At 51.4% G+C, this 23,582-nt stretch carries 18 protein-coding genes; 6 read left to right on the forward strand and 12 right to left on the reverse strand.

Features of this window, described 5'->3' with window-relative positions:
* Positions 1-72 precede the first annotated feature (72 nt).
* From dnaE to JMI88_RS01890, 4 genes are all read right to left on the reverse strand, one after another.
* Positions 73-3,597 carry a DNA polymerase III subunit alpha gene (dnaE, locus tag JMI88_RS01875; protein ID WP_201360050.1) on the reverse strand — a complete coding sequence of 1,175 codons (3,525 nt, stop codon included), beginning with the start codon at positions 3,595-3,597 and terminating at the stop codon, positions 73-75.
* 175 nt (positions 3,598-3,772) lie between these two features.
* Positions 3,773-7,045 (reverse strand): lantibiotic dehydratase, encoded by a 3,273-nt coding sequence (locus tag JMI88_RS01880; protein WP_201360051.1) that lies wholly within the window; start codon positions 7,043-7,045, stop codon positions 3,773-3,775.
* 80 nt (positions 7,046-7,125) lie between these two features.
* Positions 7,126-8,436, reverse strand: a complete 1,311-nt coding sequence (locus JMI88_RS01885; protein ID WP_201360052.1) for a lanthionine synthetase C family protein — start codon at positions 8,434-8,436, stop codon at positions 7,126-7,128.
* 83 nt (positions 8,437-8,519) lie between these two features.
* Positions 8,520-8,702 carry a hypothetical protein gene (locus JMI88_RS01890; RefSeq protein ID WP_201360053.1) on the reverse strand — a complete coding sequence of 61 codons (183 nt, stop codon included), beginning with the start codon at positions 8,700-8,702 and terminating at the stop codon, positions 8,520-8,522.
* Between the two features lie 636 nt (positions 8,703-9,338).
* On the opposite strand from JMI88_RS01890, the gene JMI88_RS01895 reads away from it, so the two are divergent.
* The 3 genes from JMI88_RS01895 (at position 9,339) to JMI88_RS01905 (ending at position 12,114) form a co-directional block, all read left to right on the forward strand.
* On the forward strand, positions 9,339-10,112 hold the full coding sequence (locus tag JMI88_RS01895) for a class I SAM-dependent methyltransferase (RefSeq protein WP_201360054.1): 774 nt from the start codon (positions 9,339-9,341) through the stop codon (positions 10,110-10,112).
* Between the two features lie 21 nt (positions 10,113-10,133).
* The gene (locus JMI88_RS01900; RefSeq protein ID WP_201360055.1) at positions 10,134-10,484 is read left to right on the forward strand and encodes a hypothetical protein; all 351 of its coding nucleotides are present in this window, start codon (positions 10,134-10,136) and stop codon (positions 10,482-10,484) included.
* Positions 10,485-10,896: 412 nt separating this feature from the next.
* Entirely contained in the window at positions 10,897-12,114 is a 1,218-nt protein-coding gene (locus tag JMI88_RS01905; RefSeq protein WP_201360056.1) for a hypothetical protein, read from the forward strand.
* Between the two features lie 739 nt (positions 12,115-12,853).
* On the opposite strand, the gene JMI88_RS01910 is transcribed toward JMI88_RS01905, so the two are convergent.
* The 6 genes from JMI88_RS01910 to JMI88_RS01935 all read right to left on the reverse strand — a co-directional run bounded on the left by JMI88_RS01910 (position 12,854) and on the right by JMI88_RS01935 (position 17,007).
* The gene (locus JMI88_RS01910; RefSeq protein ID WP_201360057.1) at positions 12,854-13,516 is read right to left on the reverse strand and encodes an alpha/beta hydrolase; all 663 of its coding nucleotides are present in this window, start codon (positions 13,514-13,516) and stop codon (positions 12,854-12,856) included.
* A 293-nt stretch (positions 13,517-13,809) separates the two neighbouring features.
* Entirely contained in the window at positions 13,810-14,076 is a 267-nt protein-coding gene (locus tag JMI88_RS01915) for a hypothetical protein (protein WP_201360058.1), read from the reverse strand.
* Entirely contained in the window at positions 14,054-14,341 is a 288-nt protein-coding gene (locus JMI88_RS01920) for a hypothetical protein (protein WP_201360059.1), read from the reverse strand. Before JMI88_RS01920 ends, JMI88_RS01915 begins: the two co-directional genes overlap by 23 nt.
* Positions 14,342-14,848: 507 nt before the next feature.
* A complete protein-coding gene (locus JMI88_RS01925; RefSeq protein ID WP_201360060.1) occupies positions 14,849-15,640 on the reverse strand; it encodes an LLM class flavin-dependent oxidoreductase in 792 nt (263 codons plus the stop codon).
* 133 nt (positions 15,641-15,773) lie between these two features.
* Positions 15,774-15,911, reverse strand: a complete 138-nt coding sequence (locus JMI88_RS01930) for a YceI family protein (protein ID WP_201360061.1) — start codon at positions 15,909-15,911, stop codon at positions 15,774-15,776.
* 25 nt (positions 15,912-15,936) lie between these two features.
* The gene (locus JMI88_RS01935) at positions 15,937-17,007 is read right to left on the reverse strand and encodes a Gfo/Idh/MocA family protein (RefSeq protein WP_201360062.1); all 1,071 of its coding nucleotides are present in this window, start codon (positions 17,005-17,007) and stop codon (positions 15,937-15,939) included.
* 133 nt (positions 17,008-17,140) lie between these two features.
* Here JMI88_RS01935 and JMI88_RS01940 point away from each other — a divergent pair, with 133 nt between their 5' ends.
* Positions 17,141-17,659: an Lrp/AsnC family transcriptional regulator gene (locus tag JMI88_RS01940; RefSeq protein WP_201360063.1), complete on the forward strand. Its 519-nt coding sequence runs from the start codon at positions 17,141-17,143 to the stop codon at positions 17,657-17,659.
* Between the two features lie 733 nt (positions 17,660-18,392).
* On the opposite strand, the gene JMI88_RS01945 is transcribed toward JMI88_RS01940, so the two are convergent.
* Complete coding sequence (locus JMI88_RS01945; protein WP_201360064.1) at positions 18,393-19,448, reverse strand: gamma-glutamyl-gamma-aminobutyrate hydrolase family protein; 1,056 nt, start codon at positions 19,446-19,448, stop codon at positions 18,393-18,395.
* Between the two features lie 130 nt (positions 19,449-19,578).
* Positions 19,579-20,976, reverse strand: a complete 1,398-nt coding sequence (locus JMI88_RS01950; protein WP_201360065.1) for a WD40 repeat domain-containing protein — start codon at positions 20,974-20,976, stop codon at positions 19,579-19,581.
* A gap of 274 nt (positions 20,977-21,250) precedes the next feature.
* Here JMI88_RS01950 and JMI88_RS01955 point away from each other — a divergent pair, with 274 nt between their 5' ends.
* Both JMI88_RS01955 and JMI88_RS01960 read left to right on the forward strand, forming a co-directional pair.
* Positions 21,251-22,615, forward strand: a complete 1,365-nt coding sequence (locus JMI88_RS01955) for an IS701 family transposase (protein WP_201360066.1) — start codon at positions 21,251-21,253, stop codon at positions 22,613-22,615.
* 160 nt (positions 22,616-22,775) lie between these two features.
* Positions 22,776-23,558, forward strand: coding sequence for a hypothetical protein (locus JMI88_RS01960; RefSeq protein ID WP_201360067.1), 783 nt, complete (start codon positions 22,776-22,778; stop codon positions 23,556-23,558).
* Positions 23,559-23,582 lie beyond the last annotated feature (24 nt).

Here is a 23,582-nt window from a genome sequence, read left to right on the forward strand (position 1 = left end):
GCCATACACATGGGCAGCGAAGGTTCAGAAAAGCCTTTTCCTTGTGGACCAGAATCAAACAATTATATTCGTTCAGAAATCAGTTGATCGTACCTCGACCATACCAGTCCCTAGCAGTTGTTCTAAGGACGTTACGAGTGTCTCACTATAGCCGAGCGTATTGTTGCCTGGAGTCAAAAGGGCCTGCCATTCATGGTTTGAAACGATAATGTCATAGTGATCACGTCCCGGGTGCTGCTGGATGCAGTGCTTCAAATCTTGTATTTTGATCAAGTCGTCTGAAACGGAAAGCTCATCGTCGCCACTGAGTTGGAGGTGCAGCCAGACATGATAGCGTTTGCGATTCATCTCTTCTTCCACTGCCTGCAAGGCTGATACGGCATTGCAAAGGATTAATGGCTCATCTCGACGAATCTGAACCTCGCCATGAATGATGAGCACCACACCCTCTTCCCATTTCTCACTACTTTCAGCATATAGACGAGGAAAGACTGTTACACTTATTGAACCAGTCATATCTTCTACCTGACATACACACATAGCATCACCTTTTTTCGTGGTGATCTTGCGTACATCTTTGATCAAGCCACCCAAAACGACCTTTTGTCTCTCCAGTTCCGCACTGATCTCTCCAGCAGTGCATGTGACCACATCCTTCAACACCTCTGCCAAATAGGAAAGAGGATGATTCGAAAGATACACGCCCAGCACATCTTTCTCCCAATTCAACAGGTGCTGACGCGAAATCTGCGGATACTGCTCATTGAGTTGAAAGCCAAAGGCCTCAGGCACTGTTTCGGCACTTTCAAACAAGCTCACTAAACCTTGCAACCGTGCCGTACGTTCGTGTTTACCAAAGAGCATCGCTCGCTCTAGAGAACCAAGCAGCTTTGGACGATTGCTTGCCGCCAAACAATCCATCGCCCCTGCTTTGGTCAGTGTCTCTATCACCCCTTTCCCAACACAGCGCGTATCAACACGGGCACAAAAATCTCCCAGTGAGGTAAAGGGTCCACCATCAATGCGGGCACGTACAATTTCAAGAATAGGTCCTTCTCCAACACCCTTGATCGCACGAAGTCCAAAGCGCACGCCACCCTGCTCAATTCGAAAACCCATCTCACTTTTGTTGATGTCCGGTCCCAAAATTTCAACCCCTAAGCGCTTGCACTCCAAAACTGCATTGGCGATCTTTTTCGCATCGTCAGACACAGCAGTCAGGGTTGCGGCCATAAATTCGGCTGTGTAGTTGGCTTTGAGATAGGCGCAATAAAAAGCAACCACGGCATAACTGGCGGCATGAGGCTTGTTAAAACCATACCCACCAAACGGCTCAATCAGGGTGAAGAGCCGTTCAGCATTTTCTGGAGCGACGCCATTCGCGATACAACCACGAATGAAATCACTGCGATAGCCTGCCACCTCATCCATTTTCTTTTTGCTGAGAGCCTTGCGAAACTTATGTGCTTTGCCCCAGGAAAAGCCTGCAATATGTACGGCTATAAACAATACTTGATCCTGATAGACAATAATGCCATAGAATTCATCAAGCCAGGTCGCCAAACGAGGATCAAGATACGTCACCTTTTTGCGCCCATGCTTGGCATCAATAAAATCTGGAATGCTCTCCATCGGGCCTGGGCGATAGAGGGCCACCATCGCCATAATGTCTTCAATTCGATTGGGAACCAGTTGCTTGATATATTCGCGCATCTTGGCACCTTCGAGTTGAAAGATTCCAGTCGTTTCTCCAGCGGCAAGCAGGGCAAACGCTTTAGCTCGGCGTGCATTTTGTCTCTCGTCACCAGCAACTTCTTCCAGTGGGATTTTCTCTAGTACGACCTCTTCCTGTCGTTCTGCACGCACGAACGCAATGGTCGTGTCCAGGATCGTCAGGTTGACCAGGCCAAGGAAGTCAAACTTGATCAGCCCTAACTCCTCAAGATGGATCTGTTCATATTGAGTCACGCGTCCCTGCGCAGGATCTTTGGGATCCTTCGAACGAAGCGGAACAAATGCTTCCAGCGGTGCATGGCCAACCACGACGCCAGCGGCATGCACGCCAGTCGAACGCACCGTCCCTTCTATCTTCAACGCCTGCTTGAGAATCTCCTGAGCCTGTTCATGGTGTTGGGCAAGCTGTTGGAGCTCTGGCACCTCATCTATGGCTCCCTGTAACGTCACATTGGGGCCCGTCGGAATCAATTGACTCATCCGATCTCCAACCTCTTGCAATGCAAGGACGCGAGCAACATCTTTGACCGCATTCTTGGCTCCCATCGTATTAAACGTCACTAGTTGAGCCACACACTCAGGTCCATATTTTGCGCTCACATAAGCAATCACCTCTTCGCGGCGATTGTCCTGAAAATCCATATCAATATCAGGCATGTCTTCACGTTCAGGCGTAAAGAAACGTTCAAACGGCAACTGATAGCGTAATGGATCCACATTGGTGATTCCCAGCACATAGGCCAGTAAACAACCTGCTGCTGAACCCCTCGCCGAACAGCGTATGCCACGCGAACGCGCATAATTGACAAAATCCCATTCAATTAAAAAATAATCAACAAAACCTTTCTGAGCAATGACATTAAACTCGTAATCCAGCTGCCGCTGCACCGGCTCAGTCATTTCTCCAAACTGCTCTTTCACTCCTTGCAAGCATAGGGCATACAGATATTCATCGGGTGAGGCATAGTCTGGTGGAATCGGGTAAAAATGCGGCAGGTGTGCTTTTACAGACAAAGGATCGACGTCACACTGCTCGGCGATACGGACGGTATTCCATAGCGCCTCTGGCAGTTCCGCAAAGAGCTCGAACATCTGCTGGGGGCTCCGTAAAAAGAATTCGGCACTTTCAAACTGAAAATGTTTGGGATTTGAGAGGGTATCTTGTGTCTGCACGCACAGCAATATTTCGTGCGTATGGGCGTCCTGGGCGTCAATATAATGTAAGTCATTAGTTGCAATCAGTGGCACATCCAGTTCTTTATGCATCCGATAGAGTTGCTTATTGACGACTTCCTGCTCGGGATAGCCCTGATGGACCTGCAGCTCTAAATAATAGTTGTCTGGACCGAGCACATCGCGATACCATCGCACGACCTTACAGGCCTCTTCATATTGTTCTTTCAATAAGAGTTGTGGCACCTCACCGCCGAGGCAGGTCGAGGTCGCAATAATGCCCTCACCATATTGGGCTAACAGTGCTTTATCCATGCGCGGCTTATTGGCGCGCAACCCCTCGGTATTCGCAATGGTTACCAGGCGCAACAGATTCCGATATCCCGTGGTATTTTTTGCTAACAAGAGCAAGTGAGAATAATCATGCCGCCCTGCGGGGAGTCGCTTGTGCTCGTGCATATGGTCCACCAGATAGCTCTCAACCCCAAGCACTGGATGCACTCCCTCAGACCGGCACACTTTATAAAAATCCAATACCCCATACATCGTTCCATGGTCAGTAATTGCAAGATGGGACATCCCTAGTTCTTTTGAGCGTTTCGCCAGTTTCTTTACGCGGCTCAAACCATCGAGCAGCGAATACTCAGTATGAACATGCAAATGGGCAAACTCAGGGGCACTACTCCTCATAATTTCCTACTTCCTCTTCCTCAAAATACAACAATCTGTAGAGTTAGCCAGGTCGCCATAGATAGAATATATGTTCTAATCATAACACAACAAAAAATACTGTTTTCTGCTCTATCCAGCACACCATAGCCATACAAGATAGCCAGATTGGATCATGTTACAAAGCTCAAGATAATCACATAGGAGGACGCCTGCTGACTGCTTCCAGCACATGGCGCCAGAGGTCATAGACGACTTGTTCTTGCTTGCGATCAATTCCAAGCAAACGATTCAGATGGAGATGAGCCAGGCTTCCAAGGATATGCTCAGGATTATTCCAGAGCAGGTTTTGTTTTGTCAGAACATGGATTCGCTTCATGATGTGTGCAGCCATCGGCTCTTGGGAGGCAAACAGCGAAGTGATGATTTGCCGCTGTGCAACAAGAAATTCATCTTGATCATCTTCATGGCGCCAGGGAAAAAGAAGCGACGTCAACTGTTTACGATGAGTGCGAAATGCCTCCCTGGAAGCATAGGAGTGGCTATGTTTCCGAGCATACCCAAGTCGAGCTGACAAATCATATCCCCAGAAGCGAAAAAGAAGATCCAGGCTCATCACAGCAACGACCAGAGGAGCGCAGGTCAGCCGTTTGGTATACTGTAACGCAACAAGCTCACTGAGCACATCGCTATTCGAAGAAAAGAAACGCTCAATATCTCCCATCAATGCTGGCCCACCATAGCGTTCAATTTCTCGTTCATAGGAGGCTATATGCAAATTCGTCACCACCCCAGCATGCACAAGCTGATTGGCCCAGGAAAGCACCTGCTCGAGCAATATTCCCTTGACCTCAGGTATCCTGGCACGAAAACGCAGGCGCAGGTGGGGGTCAGGATCAGCATACCGGAGATAAAACCACTCATCGCACAGATGTTCATTACGCACTTGCTTCACAATTTCGCGCAATGGGCCTGTAATCAATTCATCCTGGAACAGTGGTGCAATATATACCTTGAGATACATCCATTCCTCGCCAGGAAGAAAACGCCGGTCTTCGGTTGGGACAATCAACGGGTACATCGATGGCAGCTTATCAACTGCTCCAGGCTGCGTGGAACTAGAAGACCGAAGGACTAGTGGCATGACCATCTCAGCTGTGTAGGGTGCCTGCTGTGCATCACGGCAAATCACATGCTCAAAATCGGGAAGCATTTCTTGTAAACACACCGGTGATCCCTGCTGCGCTTGCTTCAATTCAGACCACAATTCCAGAGCCAGAAGGGGATTTTCAAGATCGAGCAACAGGCGCTGATCAAGTGTCGTCAGATAGACATAACGAGGAACACGCCAGCGTTGCCGCCATCGCTGAAGGCCAATAAACCAACGGACCTCTTCGTTGCCAGTTCCCTCTGGCTGAATATCCATCAAGCGCACATGCCATTGTGCAAGGCTCAAGACAATTTTTTTATAGACGACCCGCGGTAAAAAAGGAGCGATGCGCATCATCCCCCAATTAAATGACTCAGGGTAGGGCGAACCATCTTCAGCAATTTCCAATAAAAATCGACAAATATTTGGCGCAAAGCGTACATTCAGCATACTCCGCTGATATACCTTGACCTCTTTGCCCAAACGCAATGAGCGTACATAAAAGCGCTTCCCTCGTACACCAACCACCAGATCCTCAAGAGACAACACAAACTCCTTGGGCCGCGATGGCATCGTGTTCACGGCAATCTCATATGGATGCAACGGTGGGCGCAACGAAACGTTGGCACCACGTACATCGGATGGCAAATAGGAAAGGTCAGCAAACACGACATCTGGGAATAAGGCTTCTACCTCACGGGCGGCAGCTTGAAGAGTTGTCACTGCGGATTCGCCCAGAACCTGAGCAAAACGGCCAATAGCTCGTCCACCTGGCACAATCCCCTGGATGATCAGCGCGTCCCAGTTGCCCTGATTGATTGCCGCCGCAGAAGTGGCCTGTACCTGAAAAAAGACATCAATTTCTGGGGGTGCAGGATATCCAGACGAAGGCATCCATTGCGTCAGTTTTTGAATCAGATCGTCGGTGAGCACAATTTCAATCTGCTGTTTATTCAAGGCTTGAAACAGAAGACCGCACAAGAGCCGATCGCGTGCCTGCTCTTGTTTGAGTGGAGATTCTACGGCGGGTAACGGATACTCTCTGGAAGGGCGGGTATAGTTTGGAGGAGCACCCAGGCCCTCCTCAATGCTTAATAAACGCAGCAGCGGCACCTCCTCCATCCCGTATTTATGCACAAACGCTGCTCGATAACGCTCAAGGGACTGAAGCCCCTTTGGATGAGTGCCAAGACGTAATAACACATCAGCCGCTTCTACAACAGAGTCAGCAATGTTCACATGAAGAGTCGGCTTCTCCATTGTCAGTGCCGCATCAACCTGCACCAGTGGATGCCGATATCCTGGAACGAGCGTTTCCTGACACGCAAACAATGCAGAGAGATCTTTCTCCAATTGATCACAATCTGACACACCCGATCGTTGAACGTTTTGAAGCGCTTGCTCCAATACAGTAAGTTCATCCTGCACATGTTGCATCCAAGAAGATGGTGGTAATGTGTGCAGATGCTGCAGCATAAAGGCAGTTGGTTCACCGCCTGTCAGTGGTGGGTGGAACGTACTGATGAGAGCATGGGCATTCCAGAGTTGCTGAAGCACAAGATGGATCTGAGGTTCAGGTATCTGAGGAAATGCAAGAGACAGGGCAGTAACGAGATCAACATACAAGATCGGTTGGCGTGCAAGCTCAAGAATAGAGCGTAAGAGCGGAACAGCGCGGAGAGAAAGTGTCTCTTTCCCATTGTTCCCAGGCTCATCAATAGAAGTGATAAGTACCCGATTTCCAACTACATGTGCCGTTGAGTTCACCATCAAATGCATCTGTCCCAAAGCCGGCTTTTGTTGCTCGCGTTCACGCACAAAGGCATACAACCATCCAAGGTCCGGTCGCACATGGAGATGACCAAGTGCTCGTTCTCCAAGGGAAAGCTGCGTTGAATCATCGGTAATAGTGCCAAGAGCTACTCCCGCAAATAACCCAAAGGGTGTTGCTCGGGTGCTCATACGCACAATATACCGAACAAGTCGGGAGTAGACGCGTTTCATACGGGCAGGCGAAACAGTATCATGCTGAAGACGTGCAAACCCCTGTACCAGATCCTGGCTAGCCAACAATACTGCCATACGCAAAAAGGAAGAATCTGTCATCAGCGTACACACCTGTTCATATCCTTGTTGCAGCACGCCCGAAAACCGCTCATCAAGATCATCTATCTGGTTCGTATCAAGTGGGCAATCCTGTGTCGTCAGACGCAAAAATACGGTGAGAGGTAACGCTGGCACACGCACCAAAAACGCCCCAATTGTACGATACATGGGTTGATCCTGTGCCGGAGCAAGCAACGGATGATCGGTTTCCATGAAAACTTCCCTTTCTCAAATCAAAGAAAGACCATGCTCACTCTTTGAAATTTTCTGCATCAATACCAATCAGGGGCAACTCATGAAAGCAACAGAGCACGATCCCATACAGGCGGAACATCTGTGCTCGCAGCCAAAAGAGCCAGCAAGGTGCCAGATACACCAAGAAGAAGACCAAGAGAATTGACGTGTCGTTTCGACTGGAATCTATATCGAAATCCCAGCGGGGCATCCATGTCCGCTTCACCAAGGATCTGTTCAACTAAGTGAATGACGAGTTTTCGTACATCATACCGGCCAGTTTCCTGAAAAAAATGCGTACAGATCAACAACAACCCGGCCTGGCCATGACAGAGAGTTAAAGGGTCAATCCGACGAGTTTCGGCGGGGCGCTTCAGCAGAGCATCCAGACCATGGTGGACACGTTGCTGCAACTTCAGATCAGGCAATGCTTGCTCAGCAATCCACAAGCTTCTGAGAACGCCTGGAGCCCCATAACACCAACCAGACCTGGCAGGAATCTGAGACCGATCAGGATTTGCAAAGGATGTCACTGGAACAACATCCGGCCAATCAATCCCCCAGGCAGTCTCAACATACTGTTCTGCCAACCAGGAAGCCAGAAGCCGAATGGCGGTATCCTGCCCCTTCATCCGATAACCAGCCCGCCATGCCAAAGATAGGGCAGCTAAAGGGCCTGCGATACCATGAGCCATCCCACAATTAATCACCGGTGTTGTGAGTTGCCGTCGGTGCGCTACTGGGAAGAAATCAGCTGGGACAGCCCATGATTGATAGTGCTGCTTCTTTTCGCTCATCACAAATTGGATCAGGAGATGAAGCAGACGCTCAATTGCTTCCTGAATAATACCAATATGAACACCCGTGCGTACCAAAGATGCAAGGACACCAGAAACGCCAACAATAAGATCGTATTGGAACAGCATTTCGTCATCGGTCAGCGTGCACCAATAGCAATCCAGGACCTGTCGAGCTAAACGTTGATCCAAATCGTGTCGAACCCAGATGAAACGATCATCCTGCTCACCAAACAGGGACAGCAGCAACGTCATCCCCGCCGTTCCTTTGGAAAGGTTGGGATGATCGAAGGAGTGATCATGGGTAGATTCAACGGCCCGATCAAGATATGTATGCGCGACATCCAGCCATTTCTGTTCCTGGATACAACGCGCAAGAAATAGATAGAACAGTGCCAGGCTGGGAAATCCAGCTACCAGCGATGTATCCCACCAATACAAAGGATCTACGTCATGTACCAAAGCGATCACAGTATTTGGATCTGCCAACCGATCTGCTACAGGCAAAATAACCTGAAAAACGCGTTCGCGTAGCGCCGGGTCAATCGATACCATCCAAGCATGCTGCATCATGCCCACAACTCCTTTCCATCAGTAAACCCACAACGGCCCAAGAGAGCCGCTGTGAGTGTGGGCGCAAACCACCAGAAGCATGATCAACAGGCATCAGACCCATCACATGTCGAATCAGTCTTGCAGGTGAGGTAGTCAGAACCCTGAATTAATCCAGTAATAGTAGGCTGGGTATGCTCAGTAACACGAATGTCTAGATCAATACCATCATAAGCATCCTGTTGCTCAGCCTGGAATGAACCATGCACGAATGTTGTGTTTGCCATGACTAGTTTTCTCCTTCTTCATGTAGAGATAAAAATCAAACAACAGATCAAGAAGAAATAACAGACAAAGTACATTCACACTGTGTACTCGTCGCATTTCTCTGCACGTAGAATAACAAAATGCACTCCTTTGCCACTCCTACTATCGACCCTATTTGCTCCGTTACCTCCTACTCCACTCTACGCAGAAAAAACCTTCCAAACATTTCCAGATATCACAGGCATTTAAATGCTTGGAGTCGTTCAATCGGATCTAGCCAACAGTGTGGTTCGGTAGGAGCGAAGAAAGCTTTTTCAAGCCAGGTGTAGGAGTTGAGTAGGAAACACAATTGCTACTATGAGAAGTGGTCACCATCAATACAAAATACGCTCCCCCAGGCAAGAAGAGTTTGGGTATGGGGCAAATAGGAAACAGAGGTTGAACCTGGCTCCATGTGAACACATTCGTGAAAGTTTACATCCTAGAAAGCTTACAAGTGAACCACTGTGATGAAGAAAGGTCGGAAGCAGACAATGGGAATTCTTCTCCATCTCTTTCATAGGAAACGCAAAACACGATCCACAACACACCTCATACCTCGGAGTCCAATTATCACGATCGAAGGTCGGGCACACCGCAGAGACATCCCATACCTCTTGCCTAAAGATGAACAAGAGACGCATCGCCTTGATTTTCAGCACTTCGGGCTCAAGTTACTGCTAGGAGGCAATTACAAAGCACCAATTGATCCAGCCAGGACGCATAGTATCCTTGATGTTGGGTGCGGAACTGGACGATGGATGGCTGAAATGGTGCAAGAGTTTCCACAAGCACATATCTACGGCATCGATACTGATGCTCCTGCACCACATATTCAGTTTTCAGCACGTTGCCATTTTAGCCAAAACGATATTCTCCAGGGATTACCGTATGCTGATCATACCTTCCACTATGTGCATCAACGGCTCCTTGTTGGAGGGATTCCAACCTATTACTGGCCAGCCACCCTACAGGAGTTGGTGCGTGTCACCCAATCCGGTGGCTGGATTGAGTTGCTAGAGACAGGCAATGTGTATCATAACGCAGGTCCCACCACCAAACAGTTACAAGCGTGGTGGGATGAAGGGATGACGACACGCGGCTTTGATCTCTCCATTATGCCAACAATCGATGTCCTGCTTACCAGGCATGGTGTCATCAATGTGCACATGGAAAAAATCCAGGTCCCCCTGGGAACGTGGGCCGGCCGCCCAGGAGAACTTTTAGGCCTCGACCTGTTCGAAGTATTCAAATCCTTGAAAGCCGTCTATACCGAAAAACTGGGCATCCAACCAGAGCTTTTTGACCATATGGTTGCACTCCTACCCAAGGAATGGGAGAGCCATCGTACCACTTATGAAATGTACTCGGTGTTTGGGCAAAAACCATAAGGCATACATCAAAAGAAGAACATGCGGCAAGAAGAGTTCAGGAAAGGTGAACAGGAGGCACATATGGTTGGAGGCAATAGCTGGCCCACGCCACAAATCTTTGAAGTCTATCGCGTCTATGCGCTTAAAAACGAACGGCCACCAAAGGAACGCATAGGCATCTATACATTTCAATTTGCGCCCGATCACAATGGCGTGATCATACAACGAGGAGTATATAGCACAGTTGAAAAAACCTGGGAAATCCACCAGCCCAGCCTGGGAAGTAAAGATGATGCCGTAAAACACCATTGGGAACTGTTAGTGCTGATGTCTCATAACCATTTTCCAGAGGTCGAAGCAGAGCTCAACAGGCTCGCGCAGCAAGAATAAGGGAAATGCAAGGCACAACCAGGCGGGTGAGTACATATAAGTGTTGTTCAGACAGTGAACCGCTCTCTACAGTACGCGTGGTGCTACTTCTTCCATGTCCACATCATTCGTCTGGTGGTGTCTTGCATTTCCGCCAAGACAAAAATCATACTCGAAAAAGAGTTAAGCAAGCAAACAAACAAACAAACAGACAGACATCTCGTAGTACACCGACCCTGCCTCTCGCTACCCTACTCCTCCTTTACCATACCCTACTTCACCTCTACCAATCACCTGCGCCCTCACTTCTGCTCTCTGCTCAGTAGACTTATCCATGAAGACAAAAAGCCGGAGTGCAGATACGCCATAGTCGCGTGTCGCCTTACATCCACAATTGAAACTTACATACATCCTAGAGAAAGAAGGGTATGCGATGCAACAAAAGCCACCAGAAGATGCACAGGATCAAACTGTTTTCACATCAACACCATCTATGTCCGGCTCCCAACAACCGCTGAAGGGAGAAAAAACGCTCCCAGAAGGGAGTCAACCGCTGTTCTATACGCAGGAGGATGATCTTGATCTCCATTTGCCACGTATTGATGAGCAAGACGATCAGGCAGATCAAAGTTCGCCATTCGTTATCCCTTTCCAGCATTCCGGGGCGATGCCAACGATGGCGACGATGCATGCGCAAAACCAGGGATCAATCGGAACCCCACCGCCAGCAACCACATCAACAGGAAAAAAACGCTGGGGATCGTTTCAGCTGCTCAAAATCATACTCATTGGGGGCGTTGTCTTCATCACCATCATCGGCGCCAGCTTATTCGTTTTTGCTCAATCAGCACCCTCGCCAAATACAACGCAAGTAAAGAGCACGCATGCGCCTTTGACTATAGGAATACATCCTACAAAAACATCGAAACCGACACAAGAACCGCCAACGAAAAAGCCGACGCCAACGCATCCATCATCACCATCAGCAACAACTTCGCCTGCTCAGCAACCACAAGGGACGCAAGGATCAGGCAGTTCACCTTCAGGGGCGCTTCCATCAACACAACTCCTGAACCAGATCGGATGGACAAACGCTGGTCTCACGTTAGGAGATGCTATTGAAGCGCTCCGCACAGGCAATACCTTTACAGATCGAGAGATGAGCTATGACTATCGCAACATCGGAACACCAACACACCATAGTGGAACGCTCACGGGCGCGACCTTCCTACTCACTTCAGGAGGTCAAGTCCGCTTCATACATAATGACGTGCGCATGATAAATAATGTGCTCTACGACAAAATTCATACAGGAAAAATCATTCAGCAGGTTGTAAATGCCCAGCCATCCCTCGTCCAATTTAAGATCGTACAGGTTCAGGGACAGCAGCACAAGTTTGCCTGGATAAACGTTGCATTCGAGTTGCTTCAATCAAAGATCGATCCTGCCAGTGGTAAGCGCATAGAACGCATCCAGGTCGATCCTGCAACAGGTCAGCCGCTTCTACATCACATGGCAGTAATATTAGTACGAATCTCTCCACAGAGCCAGGGCATCAACGCCCCAATGGGAGGCACCGGTTGGCTAGTTGACACGTATGAGCTTGATACCAGCACCTTTCTAGCTATCGCAACCGATCCTTCTCTCTAAGCAAAGATCATGTTTTGTTCACCCATGAAACGTCTAAATAAGAGCAATGAACCATAATTCATAAAGAACAACGGCGTCAAAAAAGCTCTTACTATCAACAAGCAACGGTCTTCTTTTTGAAAATAGTGGCCATGGAAAAAGACCTCAACCATAAAGAGACATTTCATGATCACTATTTTTTGCTCTCTGAAAATGTGCAATAGGGGCTTTTTTGAATACATGGGAAATAGTTACTCACTTACAAACTATCTCAAGAGGGAAAGCCAATACCATTTTCGATACCATAGGAGAGCACAAGCCAGTTGTATCAAGGCCAAGAAATTGCAGGACTTCTTGTCATAGCGTACCAGCAACGCGCAGCATTTACTTAACCATGCCAGTGTTCGCTCTACCGCCTATCGTCGTGCAAGCACGATGCCTCGTCCACGTTCTCATCTCCACGTGATTGAGGAATCGGAAGATCGCCCACGTATCTAAACGTGGGGAACGCGCAGAAGTACCTCATGCTTTAGATCTCCCGCCCTTGTCATATTAGTAAATAGCGTGAATGTGTAAGAGCCGAATGTTCGACGATTTTTCGGGTGAAATCTGGGAAATCAGCAAAAAACCAGGCGCAAATACAGTATTGATGAGCCGATGCGGCACCAAATGAGCAACATGTTGTAACACAGAGCGATCTAACCTACGCTCAACATTTCCAAAGAATTCTTCAGCAAATTCTTGATACGTAGAAGGCAATTTATTCGCGTCCAAACGCCCATGCCACCATCAGCGGGAACTCTTTTCGCCAGAACGCGCCACCGTGCGATCCGGCCCGCTCTTTCATGACAACGTCCGCACCTGCATCGTGCAGCGCGTCCGCCCACCTCGTCGCGTTCTCAAGGAAGAACGGCTCTTGCGTGCCAGCAACAAGGTACGTGCGCGGAATCCGACTCGGCATCACTTCAGTTGGTTTGTAGCCCCCGCCCGGCGAGGCGCAGAAGATCGCACCGTAGACGTTGGGATGCCGGAGACCAAGAGCGAGCGCGAGCTCTCCACCCGCCGAGACACCGAACACCGCGGTGCGTTCGGTGGGTAGCGCGACTCCGAACCGCGACCGCGCCCATCGGCCGACGTCCTCGACGAAAAACCTCTCATGTGCCGCGAACCGTTCCGCGTCAAAGACCGGTGAGTACTCCTGGAGCCGCAGCATCTCATCGGTCAGCCCATGTACACCGACGATCATCGTGGACGGTACGTCGGCCGCTTCGAGGAACTGGCCCCACTGCGAGATCCCCTGACCGTCACCAGCGAAGACGACTGCCTCGGGCGGATCTGGCGGGACGTACACCGTCACCTGCCGACCACCGTCGTAGTCGAACGTCTCGGTAGCAAACTCTCCCGCGATTGCTCGGTCATTCATTTTCGCACCTCTGCCCTGTAAGTTTTTCTGAAATCTTGCGCATATATCTCCTCTCACTGAGTGTACGTTAGATCGCTCTGTGTCACAACATGTTGCTCATTTGGTGCCGCATCGGCTCATCAATACTGCGTTTGCGCCTGGTTTTCTGCCGCTCGATACGACACAGAATGATCACAAAAATACGACACGAAATTTTGTAATTTACACCCCAAGGAAGAATGTAGCACAGCAGAAAAGACAGAACTTCTCCGATCTTGCTCTTTTGCTGGAGTCTTCTATGAGGTTTTGCGCCATCATGCCTCTCGTCTGGAGAGAATTGAACGCTCATCGGGGCCGTCTTCGAGATCGCACGCTCCAGTTGGGCAAAGCCTGGGTCGTTCAATGGTCACGGCTTGCACCCGATACCAGCGCGAAAGGCCGCGAAGCTGGACCAGCAGTTGTCCCCGACTGATTCTTGCCGCCATCACTTGCGCTGTGCCCCACCGCACCCGTGTACAAGGATGATAGGCTTGCTCCCAAAGCGCCACCTTGATTTCTTCAAGATCCGTTGATTGCATCATTGCCTCCTTCTTGATGTGGAGTGGCCGGGGACACGGTGAGCGTAAAGAGACAGGCACAAGGGGCTGGCGGATGGAAGAAGGTAAACACATCAACCACGATCTCCGTGGCAAGCTGGACGGCGCAGGCGGCATGATACACCTTTTGTTCCGCTTCCTCGCTCAGGATCAAAGGATAACCCGAAAGCGGTTGACAGCAGGAGGGGTACGGTTCCTCCAGGCTCGCCACACCTGCTCGGAGGAGTTGGTTCTTGTTGATGATGAGCATGACGGTTTCCTCTCTTACTCTCTCCTACACACCTCGTAGGAGATCGGACTGAGCAAAGTATACCAGCCTTGCCCTTTACACGGGCTTGCTCAGAGAGGTGATCGTTCTGCAATCGTCGAGTGCAACTATGTGTAGCCCAGGTCGTGAGCAAGTATCCCATTGGCATCCTGTGCGTAGCCTGAAGAGCGTCAAAAACCGCACTCTGATTGACACGCAGTCTCCCGGTTGGCTTCGGTGAATCATACGCCCACAGGATGGGTTCGATCTTCGACCAGAGATCATCTGATACTCTCCAGATGGTTGGGAGTGAATCCGAGCTCTGCTTGTTTGCGCTACTCATTGCTTCTCCTGTGTTTTTCCAGTTCCAAAGATGACTCTGCTCTTATTCACGTAAGCATCAGCACTTCTGAACCTGTTCGTGCATCTCTGCTATCTTGATCGCTTCACATTGCTTGCACTGGTTGCGACTCAAGAGCACCATAAGGACTCATGTGGGGAGAAACTCCTTCAGATTTTCGGTGGGCCAGAGCGAATGCGCGTCCGCATATCGTAGTTGCGGGTGACACCCTCCCACTCCCACATGCTCTCCAGCCACCAGGTAGCTCCCGCCTCGGCATAAGGACGCACGATGGCAGCGGCGCGCGCAGGGTCGTCGGGAGGCGTCTCGCCTTCGGTAATGATATCAAGCGAGGAGGAACTGCTGCGCAGAGCCTCAATTGCGGCTTTACGCACACGCAGTTCTTCGGGCGTGCCACCAATTACTGCACCATCCCAGCGGGCTGCGCGCCGGAGTTGACTCTGTTTTGAGCCACCAATCACCCAGATGGGGATACGCGGTTTCTGCTGTGGTGTGTACGTGCCTATCTCGACGCTACTATGCATCTGCTGCAAGTGAGCGTAATGGCCTTCAGAAACTGTGCGCAGAGGCTCGCTGCGCCACCGGCTTGCGAGGATCTCCAGGGCCTCATCAAGCCGCTGGGCACGTACCTTGTTGTTCAGTGAGCCAGCCTGGTCCCGTTCCAGAATGCCCAGGCCAGCCGTGAGGATCACGCGGCCACTGGAGAGTTGATCGAGCGTGGCAGTTTGCGCGGCTACATACCAGGGGAGTTGTTCTGGCAGCGGCGTCAGCATGGTTCCAAGGCGGATACGTTGGGTCCGCATGGCGATTGCGGTCAGGATGATCCAGGCGGTCATCCAGTCATCGGAGAGGAAGACGCCATCCCAGCCAGCAGCCTCCGCCTCCTGGGCCAGTTCAACGACTTCCAGGGGATTGCCCATAAGAATAAAACCATATTTCATCGTGTGAAATCCTCCTTTTCCTTGTGAGGAGATAAAACAACAACTGGAGTCTCTGTGCGTCTTCGCGAATGTACAGGTGAGTGCCATCGCCTTATTTCTGCCCGTACCACAAGTGGTGGCACGGGCAGCCTGATCACAGCGTCTCCTGAGAGACCGCTTGCAGGTCAAGATTGAGATTGACCTCCTCACCAACGAGCACACCACCGGTCTCAAGCGCTATGTTCCATGTCAGGCCAAAATCCTTGCTGTTAACTTGGGTTTTCGCATTCAAGCCGGCACGAGGCTTTCCTGAGAAGTCACTCCCCTTCCTTGAGCAGCGGCCAGGGGAAGGTCGAAGTGATCTGAATACGGTGCCCAGTCTTCGCGGCGCGCAGGGCTGCCAGCATCACCTCCAGCACATGCACGGCATGCTCGCCGCTCAGAAGCGGTTTCTCCCCTTTTGCCAGGCACTCTGCGATATAGGTCGCTCCCCCCCAGAAGACATAGCCATCCGGCCCTTGCCAGACGGTTTCCCACTGCCCAGATGCCTTCATCTGATCCCCGATATAGATGCTGACATCCCTGGGGCTCCAGGCATAGCCGCCCATAGTCATTGCCCCATTAGTGCCGATGACCTGAATCGTCCAGTCGTCGCGCTGTGCCGCATAGACGAAGCCGGTCTGGATGACCGAGTAGACCGCGTTGCCGTGATCGAGGATCAGAGCCGTGTTGTCATCAGCTTCGACAGGGATGATCTCGCCGGCAATGACCCGCTCTTGGATCGCTGTGCCAGCCATCGCCACTACGCTGTGCGCAGGACCCAGCAGCCCGGTCAGCATGGTGAGGTTATAGACTCCCAGATCAAAGAGGCTCCCGCCTCCCTTCTGGTAAAACCAGGCGCTTCCCGGCCAGGTAGGACCGCTCCAGCCAAAGATCCCGTGAGCAACATAGACTTGCCCCAGGGTGCCGGTAGAGAGCACTTTCGCCATGGACTGAAATGCAGGCGAAATGGGACCACTGGGAGCGCCCCACAAGCCAACGCCCTGCTGCTGTGCAAGCGCGAGCAGCACCTGTGCTTCTTTCAGGTCTGTAGCGATGGGCTTCTCACACCAGACATGCCTTCCTGCTTCCAGGGCTTTGCGATTGAAAGATGCATGCAAGGGCATGGGCGTCAGATTCACCAGCAGCTCAAAATTCATCTCGCAGAGCATCTGATCGATATCCTGAAACGCGTGCTCAATGCTATAGGCTTGAGCATGCCTTTGAGCTCGCTCAATTAGAGGATCGCAGACTGCTACCAGTTCCACAACAGAACTCTGCTGTAAGTGTGGGAGATAGTGCTCCGAGACCTTGCCACAGCCGACAACGGCCACACGCACTTTTCTCATCTGTTGCTTCCTTTCCAAGAGGTTATACGTTGATTCTCTGTGTTGTTTATGATACCGGGGAAGGAGCCAGGAGTGAATGCAGAATAAAAAGAAAAGATAGTATACTTCTCAAAAAAGAAAGGTAAATATGAGAATGGCTTTGCAATCAGAAAGACTGCTCGATAGCACCGACTGGAAGATCTTGCGTGAGCTGCAAAGGGAGGCTCGCCTCTCCTACAACCAACTAGGGCAACGCGTCGGACTGTCTGCGCCTGCCGCCGCCGAACGGGTGCGCAAACTGGAGGATGCTGGCGTGATTACTGGCTACGGTGCGCAGGTGAACCCAGCGAAGGTGGGGCTACCACTGTTGGCCTTGATCCAATTGCATTGTACTCCTGGTAAGTGCCTGTTAAAAACCAGCAGCGCCGAGGAGTTCCCGGAAGTGCTGGAGATGCACAAACTGAGTGGCAGCTACTGCTCCCTCCTCAAGGTGGCCCTCTCCTCAATGCAGCATTTGGAAGCCTTCAGTGAACGGTTAGGGGCACATGGAACGCTCACTGTCAACATTGTGACCTCCAGCGCGTTGACCAATCGCATCCTTGACTGGGAACAGCCCGACGTGAACCTCAATCCTACACCCGATCCGGGTTGGCATAGGAGCAAGGAAATCTAAACAGAGGAAGCACGCCGAGAAGGATGGTAGCGAGCATCAGACCTATGGACTTGGAGCGGGGATTTTGGGTGGTGAAAGGATGTGGTCGGATTGAAAACCCCACCCGTGCTCGCCGCGATACAATGGTAGACCATGCGAGGCAAAGTTTGCCACCCATCGTCGCTGTGAAGAATTGGCTATTGAAATCACGATCAGATCGAATGGCAATGAGGGTTGTATCTTCCTGGGTGCTCGTCCTCACAAACTGGACAAGCCCTGGAGCGCGTTGATACAACCCAGGATGGTAAAGGGCGCGTAGTTGTTGAAGTAAAAAAGTCATCGAATGCGGCTTCGCAGCAAAGCCAATAGATCAGTCACACCAGCCACGTGCGGTAGAGCAGCAAGGTGCCGCGACAATGATTGAAGCTTATTCATGTTCTGTTCTATCAACATGTTGGAGCCATCAGATGCCCGGGCATGGGATCAACGTTTCCCTCTGGGAACTGGTTCTTGAGTACCTTAAGAGATTTGCGTGCTTCAGAATGACGGGGCAACATAGAGATACTCCGAGAAGTCCAGGATTCAGCGAAAGCGCGGGTCAACCCAAAGCCACAAGGGCAACAACCACAAGCACAATCATCATTATGTGACGTCGCATGACGATCCTGGCCCAAGCGTTCTGCCGTTATCGTGTGGCCATCTTCAACCGTTGACGCCTCATACGATTCAATTCTTCTTTAGCTGGTTGGTGAGATCATTGACGCAATCGTTCTTGCGGCCTCGTCGATCCTGGAGATACAGTGGAGATAACCAGCGAATCAGAAGAATAGAGCCGCTTTTCTTCATGTGCAATCTCAGAAACGGATATGAGGGGTTGACCCTGTGTCACGAGAGTAGAAACCCTGGAACAGAGCTCATCCCGCACAGTTCTCCAACCATCCTGTTGGCTTCGGGTGTGGTCAAAAGAGCGGCAGGCTTGAAGAAAGGCGTCAAACACGGTCGTTCCATAGTCCTGATCGAGCCCCCAGTCAAGTCGCCCAAGCATGCCCAGACCAAAGGCTCCATCTCTACGCTCAAAAGCAGCCACCGATCCATCTTCAGCCTGTGCACAGGATCGAAGCCCGGGCGCCAATTGCTCCACCCCCTGTTGTGGCATAAACGCCAGATCCCAGGGCTTCTGCTCACCATCATGAGAACGAATGGCTGGTTGAAGGGCAGATGCCAGCGCACTCTGCGCACGGACACGGATCGTATGACGGTCCCAGCTATCTGGCGTCATTGAAGCCATCTGTTCTCTATCTCCTGGTGCTTCGCTTCGTTTCCCTCCCAGTGCACTATTCCATTTTTCCGCACCGTCAGCGATCGCGAGTACAGGCATGCCCATGTAGGTAGCCAGTTGTGCTAGCGCAATCTCCCACGCAATAGGCCAGCTATCCAGACCAGGCTCCTGTTCACCTGCTTTCCACACAGCGTACCAGTCAGTCCCCTGAATGCCAGCCAGCAACAACAAACCATCCATGGACTGTATTAGCGACCAGAGCGATTGGTACATATGCTTATGCGTCGGGAAAGGCCATAATGGAATCAGAAAGACTCGTGCTTGCATGCGCTCAACAGCCCAGGCACCAACCGCATCCACCATAAGCAAAGGTCCTTGACTCCCTTGCTTCACAGGAATAGGAATACCGACAATGGGTTGATGCTCCAGAGAACCGTCTGCACTCCACGCATCCTGCGGCTTTTCCTGTGGTCCATCATAAGTTTCTGTCATCTCGTGTACAGGGATGGTCAGCATAGAATCCGTCATCATCGTTTCCTTTCTGCAATATGTGTTCTCTAGTTGACTGCCGTGAACGTTCATCATCTGTCAACAGTTGTATAGGAGGATGGATGCCCTTCCCAATAAGCACATAGTGAGAGGATGCGTGTAATTCATTCTCTTACACCTGAATATGCCAAAGCGCCACGTGTTTCCCGAATGCACTCCCAAGAAGCGAGCCAGAAGGTGACCACGCAAGGGCTGCAAGCGTATCCTGTTGCCGTTGTATCAGTAGTGACTTCATCGTCTGCATGGACCAAATGATGAGTTGCTTATCGTCCCCGCCAGATGCCAGCCACATTCCATCTGGAGAAAAAGCCAGGGTCCGCACAGATTGTGTGTGTTTCTGCAGGTGGATTGCGCCGTCAAGACAATGCACGCCAAAGGCATCTTGCACCTGGCGCTGACAGGTTCGTCCATCACCCCACAGAGAAATCACACCATCATCTCCACTAACAGCGAGTAACCCTTTTGAAGAGAAGGCAGCCGCGCGCAATGGACGCGAGTTCTGGAAATAATATCCATGGATCTCCTGTCCGCTAAGCGCACTCCATATCCGTGTCACCCCACCATCAGAGGCAGTCGCCACCGTTGTTGCAAGGATCGTCAGCGTCTCAATGGGTGAGGTATGTCCGCGAAAGAGCGCCAGTGGCTGATGCGACTGCGCACTCCATACAATGGCCGTTTTATCTGTACCAGCAGAGATAGCCTGCGGTACAGTTTCCTGTGTCCATCCAAGAGACGTAATCGACGCCGTGTGGTGAGCTCTGTCTTCAGCAAGCAGTTCCCCTGTTTGCGCATTGAAAAAGAAAACGACGTTAGCCGCTGCGGCCAACAATTGCGCGCCATCAGGCGACCAGGCAAGGGAACGTACATGAGCTGAAAACAGATGCTGGTACAGCACTGTCCCATCCACATTCCACACAAACATCATGCCGTCATTGCCTCCCGATGCCAGCATACGCCCATCAGGCGACCAGGTCAGCGCTCTGACTACTTGCTGGTGTTGACCAAACACCGTACTTCGGGTGATTGGCGTATATATCTTTGCAGGTAATGACATAGGAGGACGACGAACGAAAAGATGTTGGGCAAAGGCAGTCGTCATACCAGATCCCAGGCCAAGAAAACTGAAGGAAGCTAGCACGCTGATCAGCGATCGCCGGGAAAGACGCACCGCAGCAACCGACACCGGAGTGGTGCTGCTCATCTTCCACCTTTTCACCCCTGGCTGCAGCGCCTCCGGCTTCACTGGCTCGAGAATAAAACAGCTTCCAGAAGGAAAGCGGACATCCGCAAATCGGCCCGTTGCGGGCAACGTCTGCCCTCCAGATGCCAAATGCAGACGATAGGTAAGTGGAGAGCCAAAGGGATCGACCAGCGGATATCCCAATCGTGCAGCCATGGTCGAGACCCACGGACCAATGGCTGCTTGATCATCTACCCACACATGAACGCTTTTTGATGTGTGCTTCCCCTGAAGTGAGGGCCGCACGATCACAAGTTGCCGCAATGCCATCGCTGCTTTCTTTTCCTCCTCTTCCTACCAGATAAATCCTGATGTATTCCTGTATAAAGGACAATCAACACGAGCAAGTATAGCGAAACGAGAGAGGCAGCACAGGGAGAGGGTAGGGGCAGGTAGGTGTAGCACACTACAGCCGCACTTGTTAACCCAACCGGAAGAGGCGAGATAGGCCAGAAAAAAAGCTTCATCGCTCTCAATTTCCAGATGTGACATTCTGTAAGGGCCAATCCCAAACACAGAAGACTCCATCTGAAAGGAGAGAAACATGAAGCCGTCTGACCATACCATACCACAGTCAACCAGGACCACACTGACCGATGTCGTGCAATGGAACCAGGAATTAGAGCACGTACATACCCGCATTGCTCCTCGTTTTGCCCGGCCTGAACCCTGTCTTCGCGTGCTTGCCTATCTGCACGGTCTGCTCAGCGAGATCCCGCGCAAAAATGGCTGGCAGATTGCCGAGCATGCCAGGGAAGCGCGTCCTGATGGGATGCAGCGTTTGCTGACCAGCACCGTTTGGGATGCCAATCTGGTACGCGACGATCTGCGTGCCTATGTCCTGGAACGCTTCGGTGACGTTCGAGCGATCCTGGCCATTGACGAGACCAGCTTTCCCAAACGAGGACGCAAGTCCGTAGGAGTCAAGCGTCAGTATTGTGGGACAGCCAAACGGCTCCAGAACTGCCAGGTCGGCGTTTTTGTCTCCTACATTGGTGCGCAAGGACACACCTTACTGGATCGTGAACTCTACATTCCCAAATGCTGGTTCGAGGATCCTGAACGCTGCCGTGAAGCGGGGATTCCGGAAACGACTCATTTCCAGACCAAATGTGAGTTAGCCAGACGGATGCTTGAGCGGGTTGACCAGACGCAGATCCCCGTTGCCTGGGTAGTCGCTGATACAGTCTATGGAAGTAATCAGGATCTGCGCACCTGGCTCTTTCTCCATCACTACAACTATGTGCTGGCGGTGACGTGCGATGAACCTGTAGAAATCATGACCCCTGAGGGACGCCAGCGCATGACGGTGGCACAAGCCCAGACGCGCTTTCTGCACGCACACGATTGGCAGTGCCTCTCGATGGGTGAAGGAACCAAAGGGCCACGTTGGTTCGACTGGGCAGTTTTGCCCATACTGTATCGATGTGAGGAGGATCAGGAGCACTGGTTGCTCATTCGCCGCAATCCGACCGACTCCACGGACAAAAGGTATTACGTTGTCTTCGGACCAGAGGGAACACCCCTTCCCGTGATGGTGAACGTCATGGGAGCAAGGTGGGGGATCGAAGAGGATTTTCAAACAGGCAAAGATCTAGGGCTTGATCAGTATGAGGTACGCACCTGGACCGCTTGGTATCGACATATCACGCTCGTGATGCTTGCTCTTGCCTTTTTGACGGGTCTGTGTGCACAGGATCAAACGACCAGGGCAGCAGGGCTGGATAACCCGCAACAAGAGATCTCCCAACATCCATTGACGAGACCTGAGGTGTGTCACCTGCTTGCGCAACTGATCTGGCCTGCTCCTCACAATGTCCCTTTGCTGCTCGCTTGGTCCTGGTGGCGAAGATGCCACCAGAGTCGAGCAAGCTATTATCATACCAGACGGCGTCTCAAGGCAGGGTAAGCCTCCTGTCCTCTTGCTCACTCCCGTTCCTGGTTCGTGTGCGCATCTGTATCCGCTGTCGATTCTGGGGAAAAATCCCAGGGAATCTTCTCAGGGATTTTTCCCCGGGATTTCTCAGGGAATCTTCCCAGTGCTGTTTTCTCGCCTGAAAGGAGAACTGATGATGACAACCTTTCCGTTGTTGACGTGCTGTGAAATGCTCAGCATTGATCCTAAGACGTTACGAAACTGGCTACGACAAGCCAATATGTCACTGCAGATTCATCCCGCAGACCGGCGTGTCAAATGCCTAAGCATGGAGCAAGTCCAGCATCTGGCTGCCCTGCACAGTCGCGCCCTCAAGTCAAACCGAACTGACACATCATCTGTGAGCGAGCCCCTTCCCTTCCCAGAGGAGGTCGCACGGCTCAAGCAGATGGCTCATTTGGAAGCACAAGTGGCTTCGTTGCAACAACAGCTTGTTCAACTGCGTCATCTTCCTCCTCCGGTCACGTTTCCAGCTCCTGTCCAGCAGGTCATGCAGCAGGAGGATGGGCAAGCAGCCTGCCAGAAGGTGAGCGTGGATGGCACACCTGATGCAGGATGTCATCGCAGCTGGACTCCTCTTCCTGCTGAAAGCCGACGCCGCCGGGTCCTGCCTCTGATCGAATACGGGGCAGCCGACACCTATGTGATCGTGTGCCCGCAGCAAGGAGAACTGCCGCTCGCTCCGGATTCTCCTGAGTGGTTTGCCTGGTTAGCTTCCCTCTCATCCTTTCGTTTTATCGGGAAGTCTGGGCGTTTGAGTGCGTGCCGAGGATATGATCAGGGGCCAAAGCGGACCTGGTATGCCTATCGCACAATCCATCAGCAGGACTACAAACAGTATCTGGGCACCACGGATCATCTGACGATCTCGTGTCTGGAACAGATGGCGGCAAAACTCCAATCGTACGCAGAGTAGTGCTCCTTCACTGAGCCATTCTAC

It is taken from the genome of Dictyobacter formicarum (assembly GCF_016587435.1).